A 10,769-nucleotide genomic window follows, 5' to 3' on the forward strand; every position below is an offset into this window, starting at 1 on the left:
TGCTCTTTGATGGCTTCTATGGCTACCTTAGCCTTAAAGCTTGCACTGAATTTCCTGCGTTCTTTTTTCATTCTCAACTGCTAATTTAAACATTTATGCAGTTGTCCAGTAGTTGGGTAGTATGATAGTTTAATGTTCTTTAATAAAATAACTCCAAGATTATACAAACCTTAAAAAGACTAATCGCCATCTGCTAAGGAATTGGCCACTGTTGTCCAACCTGGATTTTGATATATTACCGATGTAGAATAATCGCTACTTCCTATTTGAATAGTTGTTAACCTAAAGTGGGTTGTTGCAATAGGGTTTAAGTATTTGTGCTGATTCCAAGAATAACCCTTATAAGCCAAGTTTCCAGAATTTGCTCTATAGGGCCGAATATATTTACTTTCCAAGCGTGAGGAAACATTAGAATTGGTAGCACCATTTTCAATTAATGCTATTGGAGCAATGCCATGTGAAGGATTAGTATATAATTTATAATTTTCATCCCACAGGTTAAATCCTTCGATATGATAATCTACAACTTGATCTAATGCTCTCCATCTTTTCAAATCATTCCATCTAAAAGCTTCTGCTGCAAACTCTATTCTACGCTCGCGCCTAATATTGTACAAGGTAGGACTGATAAGGTTACCAGCTGAAAATTTAGCCCAGTCAGATTCTTTAGATAAATCGGTATGCTGAATAGTATTGTCAATATCAGTATTCAGACCGCTCCGTGTACGCAGAGCTTTCCAATATTTAATGCTCGATTGATCTAATAAACCCGTTAATTCATAATCCGCTTCAATATAGTTCAAATAGGCCTCGGCAGCTCTGAAAACAACACTTGCGATTGTACTTGGTTTAGTTGGCGCTTGGGCAGCATCCGCTGTATGTCCTTTTTTCACAGAATATCCCGTTGTGGATCTATTTTCCTGTTGCCCAATAACAATTGGTGGTCTATAAAAATATCCTTTACCGTTGACAGCCCATTCATTGAAGGAGGGATCATCTGCCAATAAGTCTCCAGTTTTTAAAACATTATATCCTAATCGCGGATCCCTTCCTTGGAATACATGTTCATAGGTATTATCTCCTTGATATCCAGAATTGGCAGCATAAATAGGTAGTCCATTAGCCATTAAATGTGCTTCTATCATACTTTTGGTAAACCCTGAATTCCCACCTCCATTACGCTGGATATATCCAACTACATAATGAAAGACACTAACATCTGTACTAACATTATATCCACGCCACAGCAGCACCTCAGGATTTCCATTTAATGTGTTACTATTGAACATGGCAGGATAATTAGCCGCTAGAGAATGTGATTCTGCAACGACTTTAGCAGCTTCTTTAGCCTGTGTAAGAAAAAAATTAATCTCTTGATCGATATTTATTTGAAAATCATTAAGATAAGATGCTCCAGCACCAGGCCAGCCTGGTCCTCTGGGCACTCGAGAGGTGCCTTTATGGTATTTTTCCCATGTACCTTCAAATAAGGCAACCCGGCTTTTAAATAATGCAGCTACATTACGTGATAATCTATTTTGCGCAGGTGCAACGGGTAACATTAAGGAAAATGCTCTATCTAAGTCTGCTAAAATAAATCTAGCAACTTCATTACGCGGTCTCCTTTTGCTAAATTCTAAAACACTCGCATAATCCTGACCAACTTCCTGCGTTAAAATTGGAAAATCTCCCAAACTCACGAGTTTATTAAAATAAATAAAAGCGCGCAAAAAGTATACTTCCCCTAAATAATGCTTTACATGACTTTGGTTGCCTGATATTTGAGAATTCTCCATTCGAGGTTCTACTGTATTTATAAAGTAGTTTACAGAACGGATGGAAGAGAAGTCCCAATCTCCCCCAGTATTAGGGACACGCGTCTGACCGGGAATAAATAAGGTGTTTGGAGATGTAGCAGCTTGATTATCGGTTCCATTATCAACTGCAAAAATACCCAGACCATAACTTCCTGGCCCATGCGAAGGTAAAATATTATATAAACCTATGGCATAGGCGGCTAAGTCATTGTCTGTTCTGAGGTAAGTGTTTGTAGAAATTTCTCCTAATGGCTCTCTATCTAAAAATTTATTACACGAACTAAAAGATAGTAAAGCAAGAAGAACACTAATATATATAGTTTTCATAATGTCAGTTTAAAATGTCAAATTACACCCCAAGGAAATGGTACGGGAAAGTGGATAAGTCTTACCATTACCATAAGGACCATTAATTGCTTCGGGATCGTACACATCTAATATGCTACTTACGGTCATTAGGTTCTCTGCGCTCAGGTAAAATCTAGCTTTACGAATTTTGGCTTTTGCCAATAAATTAGCATCTAGTGTATACCCTAACTGAATATTCTTTAAACGCAAATATGAAGCATTTTGCAAATATCGAGTTTGTACCTCTTGATTCATTGTCTGACTTAAATACGGTTTAGGATAATAGGCTGAGGTATTCGCGCCAAAAACAGATGTTGTGCCTTCAGGGCGGTAATAATCAAGATGCTCGACAAAACCCGTTGACTGCCACTGTCCAGTGCCCACACCCCAAAAGTTTGGATCGCTTAACCATGCATCACGCTTTGCAACCCCTTGCAAAAAAGCACTAAAATCCAGCCCTTTCCAGTCCAGCGCTATGTTTAATCCAAATAAGTAGCGCGGTGTGCTATTACCAATAATACTTCGGTCTCCTGGATCGTCTAATGTATTGGACCCCATATTCACCTCGCCATCGCCATTTATATCTTTATACATGATATCTCCTTCTCCCCAATTTGCCCCCCATGTCGGTTTATTATTGGATAACCAGTCGTTCATTTGTTCATTTGAGGTGGCAATACCTTGGGTATGGTAACCCCAAATTTCACCTAAAACCTGGCCGTTGTAATACGTAGATAACGCATTTGATGCATTAGGGTATTTTTTAACTTTAACAATATTGTCTGCTAAATTTGCACTTATATTATAGCCCAGCTGTCCTATTTTATCACGCCATCCCAATACGAGCTCCCAGCCTTTGTTATCTAAAGTTGCATTATTGGTATTAGGCAAAGATGTTCCAAAAATAGCTCCAATTTCCGCCGCTGGTCCTACCATTCCTTCTGTAAGGCGATTGAAATAATCGAAACTTAGGCTAAATCGATTGGAAAATCCCACCATATCCAAACCTAAGTTTTTGGTGTTTATTTTCTCCCAAGTAAGGGTACTGCTTATCATACCAGGAACAGACGCTATTGTAGGTTTTACGCCGCCCACAAGCCAGTTTCCACCATTTGCAGTGATAGGCTGCGTAAGATAGAATGGGTAAATATTATTGGTATTTTGATTTCCCAACCTCCCCCAAGAAAACCTAGGCTTTATGACGGTGAATAAATTATTAAAGGACATAAAATTTTCTTTAGCCAAATTCCAACCCACAGAAAAACTAGGAAAAAGAGACCAGCGTTGATCGCTTAAGAATCTTGAGGATCCATCATATCTAAGATTTACTTCCAATAAATACTTATCTGCATAATCGTAATTTAAACGTCCAAAAAATCCTGCTGTAGCCCAGTCATATACATTAGCAGCTGTAATCTTATCGATTCCACCTGCGGCACTTATTTCGGGAACTGATTCCGAATATAAATTAGGCCGCATGGCGCCTAAATTTCTAAATTTAAATAGCTCTGTATTGGCTCCGATCATCATTTTCACAAGATGATTATCTAGCTGCTGGGTATAATCAGAATACATACTGGTGGTATACATGTTCTGATTGCTATATGACTGAGAAGCCTCCGTTGCCCCTAATGGTCGAGTACCATCGAATTGCAGAAGCAGTGGCTCTCCTTTAACGTTATATTCATAGACGGAATTTACGTTGCTTTGGTTATTTTCATTAATGGTACGAAGTCCTGCCTCGGCATATATATTCCATCCTGCTGCCGGGTGAATAACGATTTGCCCTTGTAAAAAAACATTATCATTATTAGTAATAGACCTGCTTCCGTTTGTAAGCTGCGCTAGTTTTCCATTTCGCATGTAATGTCCATTAGGATCTTTATAAGGCATCATAGGCCACATGCGAACAATATCATGATATAATAATCCTGAAAGACTACTGTAATACGGGTTATTGAGATGGGTACGTACGAATCTGGAGGTCACTTTAAGATCTACAAAATCATTAATTTTTGCATTGATTTTACCCATGGTTTGAAAACGTTTAAATCTATCCTCACCATACCTTAAATTTCCATTCTGATCCAAATAGTTAGCCGAGGCGTAGTACTGATATTTATCAGATCCACCATTAAAATTTATATTATTTTCTGCCGACCATGCACTTTTATAATGCACATCATACCAATTCACATTATCATTGGCACGCTCATGAAATTGCCAGTTGCCATTACCCTCATTTGGAATAGTCGTTGTTGTGATATTTCCGGCAATAAAATCACTAATACGCTCAATGGTGTTAGCATCAAATATTGCCTGTCCCCCGTTATTGATTGCAGATTCATTAAAATAATGGGCAAAATCAAAGGAGTTCAATAAATGGGGCATGTTCATGGGTGCCGCATTACGGAAGTTATTGGTGTAGGAAATAATTGAAGAGCCTGACTTTCCCGATTTAGTAGTGATTAAAATCACGCCAAAAGCAGCCCTTGATCCATATATTGAGGCTGCCGAGGCATCCTTTAATACAGAAATAGACTCAATATCATCGGCATTTAAATTATTCATATTTCCTTCAATTCCATCAATAAGCACTAGTGCGCTCGCGGAGGAACCTGTACCTATTGTTCCTGTACCTCGAATATTAACATTCATACTTTGTCCCAATTGTCCCCCTAAGGAATTAGTAGAAATATTAAGTCCTGGAACGGTACCTTGTAGGGCTTGAGTGACTGATGTTACAGGCCGTGATTCTAATAATTTAGTATCAACAGTTGCTATTGCACCTGTTACATTAGTTTTCTTTTGCAAGCCGAAACCCACTACTACAACTTCATCTAGTCCCTCTTGAGATTCTAACAGAGTAATTGTTAATTGATTTAAATCTTTAATAGTAATCTTTTGTGCCTGATAGCCTAGATAAGAAAACTGTAAAACATCACCTACAGATGCATTGATTTTAAAATTACCTTGTTGATCAGTTTGGGTAATTTGCTCTGTCTCGAGGATGTTTATTGTCACATTAGAAAGAGGCTGATTATTAGCCCCTAGCACCCTTCCATGCACCTGATTTTGAGCCAGTGGGTCGCTAAAAGCAGGCACCTTCAAATTAGAAACACGCTCTGTATTTGAAGATTTCTTAGTGATAATGATGGCTTTATTCTCTATGATGTAAGTCAGATTTCTGTTTTTTGACACCATATCTAAAGCCTGGGATAATGGCGTATTGTTGAAGTTCAAATCTAATTTTTGCTGATGTATTGTTTGGCCCCGAGAAATCACATCATATCCGGTTTGTTGCTTTATGGCTTTGAAAAAATCAGAAATCTGAATATTTTTTCCTTTTATTGTAATTACCTGCCCACTCACTGTAGCCCAACTGTTTAGTACAACAAAAAAAGAAAATAGAAGTGTTAATTTCATATATAAAATATATCTGTTAACAGAGCAGTAGTGGCTCTGCTCTAAAAGTTTATTTTTCATTATATTTGGTTAGTAATTAAATTATTTATTTAATGAATATGTACTGGGGAATGGCAGTTCTCCAGTATACTTATATATTACTTCACTCTCTGTACGCTTATCCTCCTTTCTTTATTAATCGTGAATTTTGCAATGCCCGATTTCTCAATAAGTTTTAGTGCATCTTGTAGATTTCTTTTTCGGGAAACAGTTGCCCATACTTTTTCATCCCCCAAATCCTGCTCCACTTCAAAATCCACATCATACCAATCGCCAAGCTTACTTAAGACCTCACTAAGGGGTTCATAATTGAACAGAAAATAACCATTCTTCCAGGATACATAGGCTTCTATATCAACCTGAGAAACTTTATAATTGGTGTAATCATGGGTTATTGACTGCTCACCGGGCTTAAGTATTATTTTATTGGAATTAATTGCTACTTTCCCAGACACTAGGGTAGTTACAATTTGATTATCATTTGTATTAATATTGAATGCAGTGCCCAATACTTTGACTTTTTGTTTGCCAGTGGTAACAAAAAACGGACGATCCTTATCGTGCGCCACCTCAAAAAAAGCTTCCCCTTGGAGCCATACGTGACGCTCAGCTGTAGTGCTAGAAATAAAAAATTTAAGTTTGGTTTTATTATTTAACCAGACTTTAGTACCATCGGTTAAAATAACTTTAAACTCCCCACCTTTTGGCGTGGTAATTTCCTCATAATAGTCGGGTATTTGTTTATGGTTTCCGTTTAAAGAATATACAATAGTTCCACTATCAATTTTTGTTGTCGTAAAATGATCATTTATAACCTTATCTCCTGATTTAAAGTCTTCCAAGGCTACACTTTCTCCATTAATTTGATGTAATATGGCACGGTTTCCTTGGGAAAATATAGGATCGCTGGAAGACATCTTCGTGGATGAGTTATAATATACTGCTATAAAGATGAAGCTTATGAAGACCAGTATTAACGCTGCGGCAGAGTAATAGGGCCTCAGAGACCTAATTTTAGTTTTCCTTGATTTAAAATTATAATTCTTTAGCTCTTGTAAATCTTTTGAAAATTGAGCAGTATCAATCTCATAATTGAGCTGCTGTTTAGCCTGTCTTATATACCAGGACATAAGAACCTTTTTTTCCTTTTCAGAAAGAGTTCCCTGTTTCCATTTACTTAAAAGCTCGTCTATTGCATTATTGTTCATCCTAATTTGGCTATCTACTATCTTACAAACGGGATGAGATAGAAAAGGGATGACAAGAGATTATATAAAAAGAGAAAAAAAATGCTGTGTCTTTAATTTAAGACGTTTAATGGCTCTGCTAATATGAGTCTTAACGGTGTTAATAGAAATATTTAGTTCATCAGCGATTTGCGAATTGGACTTATCGTGGAAGCGACTTTGCATAAAAACGATTCGCATCTGCTCGGGTAGCTGCGCTATTTCATTTTCAATGATGCCCATTAGCTCAGTTTCTATTTCTGCCTGATCATTAAAATATAAAAAGTCGCTGGGGTCCAGCTGAGATAAATACTTCCTTCGTACCGTATCTTTCGAAAAGCGATCAAGAACGGCATTGCGCACAGCAACTAGTAAATACGATTTGATATTTATGTTTTCCGGGAGCTGCGTAAATTTCAGCCACAGTCTAGTGAATACTTCGTGTACAATATCCTTAGCTTCTTCATTATCCTTTAGCATTTTTAAGGCATGCAAATACAACTGCGCATAATGATCGCGATAAATTAATTGAAATTCAGTTTCAGTTTTTTTATCCGGTTTAATCATAATCTAAAGGTATAATAGTACAATTACTATTCACTCTTGCAGGATTCAAATTAGTTATTACTGACAATATTAGTAATTGTTTTTCAAATCGGCACATCAAAATCGTTTTATAAAAATAATATTTAATTAGAGTCATTCTCCTGAGAGTGTTAATCGTCCTATAAGAAATAAACGATATTTTTTAACATATTTATGAGAATACAAAACTTGTTGAAATACTACTTAGGTTTACTGTGCATGAGTTTTTTTAATATACTAAGCACTGAATTATATGCACAGGAAATAATTCTGCCAAGTTCTACTCAAGTAGACTGGCAAAGAGCGGAGTTAGGAGCAGTCTTTCACTATGATCTTCATGTCTTTGATGGTGTAAAATACAATCAAAGTAAAAATAGACTTATGCCGGTTCAAGACATCCAAATTTTTAATCCTAGTAAGCTGGATGTGGAGCAGTGGGTGCTAAGTGCCAAGGCCATGGGTGCGAAATTTGCTATAATTACAGCTACCCATGAGACAGGCTTTGCCTTATTCCCCTCTAAATACAACCCGTACAATATTAGTCAGTTAAATTATAAAGACGGAAAGGCTGATCTTGTTAAAGATTTTGTTCAGGCATGTAGAAAACATGATATTAAGCCTGGGGTTTATCTTGGAATAAGGTGGAATAGCTTTTTTGGAGTGCATGATTTTAGGGTGCAGGGAGATGGGGAAATGCAGGAAAATAGGCAAGCCCATTATAACCTAATGGCTGAAGGTATGGTTGAAGAAATCTGTAGCAATTATGGCGAACTTTTTGAAATATGGTTTGACGGCGGGGCAAGCCATCCCGATAAGGGTGCGCCCGATGTGCTTCCTATTGTTAAAAAGCTGCAACCCAATTGTCTTTTCTATCATAATGATCAGCTTGCCCAGGCACGTTGGGCAGGGTCTGAAAGCGGAACTGTTGGCTACCCGAATTGGTCCACATTTCCTTTTAACTTTACAGGATCTGGCGAATCTGCACCTGCAGAAATAAGTAAGAATAAATACCACCTATTAAAGCATGGTGATGCAGATGGCAAATATTTCGTCCCCGCTATGTCGGATGCACCACTACGTGGGCACAATGGTAGACATGAATGGTTCTGGGAGCCAGGCGACGAGAATAGCGTTTATCCCCTAGCAGATTTAGTGGATATGTATCTGAAATCTGTAGGTCGAAATTCTACTCTTATTTTAGGCATAACGCCCGATACATCGGGACTAGTCCCTGCTGGAGATTTTAAAAGATTAGAGGAATTTGGGAAAGAAATAAATCGCTTATTTGATAATCCTATCGCAAAAGTGAATTCGGATGGACTTATTGCCGTAATTAAAAACGAAAAAAAAATACCTGTCACACATATCATGCTACAAGAAGATATAGCTTATGGCCACCGAATAATGGAATTTGCGGTAGAGGTCAAGATGGGTAAATCATGGAAGATAATAGATTCAGGAACGGCTGTAGGACATAAGTACATTAAAAAATTAGAAATGCCTATTATTGCAAATAATTGGCGTGTGAGGGTAACTTCAAGTAGGGCCACACCTAAAATCATTAATTTCTCACTATACAGTAATAAATAAGATGAAAAGAAGACTAAAATTTGCCTTTATAATAATCCTGCTTGTAAAAATAAGTATGCTTCAAGCGCAGAAGAAACCTAATATTATTGTATTTATGGTAGATGATATGGGCTGGCAGGATACCTCATATCCTTTTGATTCGGCGCTAAGCGCATATAATAAAATCTATAGCACCCCAAATATGCAGAAATTGGCTAAAATGGGTGTTGCCTTTACAAACGCTTATAGTACACCGGTCTGTACGCCATCGCGCGTGAGCTTACTAACAGGTATGAATGTCCTTCAACATCAGGTAACCAACTGGACATCACCTTTCAAAGATGCTCCTACGGGCCAAAAAGACAAGCAATTTGCTGAACCCAAATGGAATCACAATGGACTTAGCCCAGTTCCAGGTATCCCCCATACGGCTTATGCAACCCCCATATCTCAAATTCTAAAAGACAACGGCTATTTTACCATTCATGCAGGAAAAGCGCACTGGGCCTCATCTGGAACGCCTGGATCAAATCCTTATTCTTTAGGATTTATCGTCAATATTGCAGGCACATCCACGGGTAGACCTGCCAGCTTTTTGGGTAAAGAGAATTTTGGAAGAAATACAGCAGACTACCATGGGGTTGAAAATATGCAGGAATATTTTGGTAAAGATATTTATTTGACGGAGGCACTGACTTTGGAAGCTTTAAAAGCGCTAGACTATCCCGTCAAAAATAAGCTGCCCTTCTTTTTAAATTTAGGTCATTATGCCCTTCACGACCCGTTGATGGCAGACAATAGGTATTATGAAAAATACCTAGCGCAGGGCTTGAGTAAGAATGAAGCCAAGTATGCCTCAATGATTGAAGGGATGGATAAGAGCTTGGGTGATATTTTAGCATACTTAGAAAAACATGCAATTATAGATAACACGCACATCATATTCATTAGCGATAATGGAGGATTAAGCCTTACTCCACCACGAGATGGAGAGCCCCATACGCATAATGCGCCGTTACGCTCAGGAAAGGGTTCAATTTATGAAGGTGGCATAAGAGTGCCGCTGATCATAAAAGGCACTAAAGGAAATGTAAAGGGAAAAAGAATTGACACGCCTGTTATTATTGAGGATATATTCCCTACTATTTTAGACATGAGTAAAGTCAGATATAGTGCATTACCGCAAAAAATCGATGGTAGATCTGTTATGGGGTATCTAGATGGAAAAACAAAGAATGATACGGATAGTAGACCATTATTTTTTCATACTCCAAATAAATGGACCCAGAATGATGGCGATGGCTTTAACTATAAATCAGCGGTAAGGAAAGGCTTCTTCAAACTTATATACAATTGGCGCCAAGATAGCTATGAACTTTACCATTTAATTGATGATATTGGGGAAAAGAATAACCTAATTGCAGTAAAAGAAGTTCAGAGTATAGCAACTGAATTAAAGGAGATTTTACATACTCGTATAAAAAGCAGCAGCAGTCCCGTACCTTCAAAAACAGTTGAAAAATAAGACAGTTGAAAAATTAGGGAATATAAATTAAAGCATACTTAAATAAGTGAAAAAAGAAAATCAAAATAAAATGGTTTTCCTGACTTGTCCAATTTAGGTCAGCAGGAGGAGTGTAAAATAAACTGTGTCAATGGTTGAATTACCGCCCCGCGGGGCGGTAATTCAACCATTTTTCTTATTGCAAATCTAACACCATTCTTCCCGGAAACCAAATTGCTAATTTCTGTGCTGTTG

At 37.6% G+C, this 10,769-nt stretch carries 6 protein-coding genes; 2 read left to right on the plus strand and 4 right to left on the minus strand.

Annotated features, from left to right (window positions below; translation table 11 throughout):
• Nucleotides 1-179: 179 nt before the first annotated feature.
• From FLS47_RS15285 to FLS47_RS15300, 4 genes are all read right to left on the minus strand, one after another.
• On the minus strand, nt 180-2,144 hold the full coding sequence (locus FLS47_RS15285) for a RagB/SusD family nutrient uptake outer membrane protein (protein ID WP_149915214.1): 1,965 nt from the start codon (nt 2,142-2,144) through the stop codon (nt 180-182).
• Between the two features lie 9 nt (nt 2,145-2,153).
• Complete coding sequence (locus FLS47_RS15290; RefSeq protein ID WP_223225340.1) at nt 2,154-5,591, minus strand: TonB-dependent receptor; 3,438 nt, start codon at nt 5,589-5,591, stop codon at nt 2,154-2,156.
• 137 nt (nt 5,592-5,728) lie between these two features.
• On the minus strand, nt 5,729-6,838 hold the full coding sequence (locus tag FLS47_RS15295) for a FecR family protein (protein ID WP_149915215.1): 1,110 nt from the start codon (nt 6,836-6,838) through the stop codon (nt 5,729-5,731).
• A 60-nt stretch (nt 6,839-6,898) separates the two neighbouring features.
• Nucleotides 6,899-7,423, minus strand: a complete 525-nt coding sequence (locus tag FLS47_RS15300; RefSeq protein WP_149915216.1) for an RNA polymerase sigma-70 factor — start codon at nt 7,421-7,423, stop codon at nt 6,899-6,901.
• Between the two features lie 192 nt (nt 7,424-7,615).
• On the opposite strand from FLS47_RS15300, the gene FLS47_RS15305 reads away from it, so the two are divergent.
• Nucleotides 7,616-9,031, plus strand: coding sequence for an alpha-L-fucosidase (locus FLS47_RS15305; protein ID WP_223225342.1), 1,416 nt, complete (start codon nt 7,616-7,618; stop codon nt 9,029-9,031).
• 1 nt (nt 9,032) lies between these two features.
• Nucleotides 9,033-10,535, plus strand: a complete 1,503-nt coding sequence (locus FLS47_RS15310) for a sulfatase (RefSeq protein ID WP_149915217.1) — start codon at nt 9,033-9,035, stop codon at nt 10,533-10,535.
• Nucleotides 10,536-10,769: the final 234 nt, after the last annotated feature.

The organism is Sphingobacterium cavernae, assembly GCF_008520265.1.
Classification (GTDB): domain Bacteria; phylum Bacteroidota; class Bacteroidia; order Sphingobacteriales; family Sphingobacteriaceae; genus Sphingobacterium; species Sphingobacterium cavernae.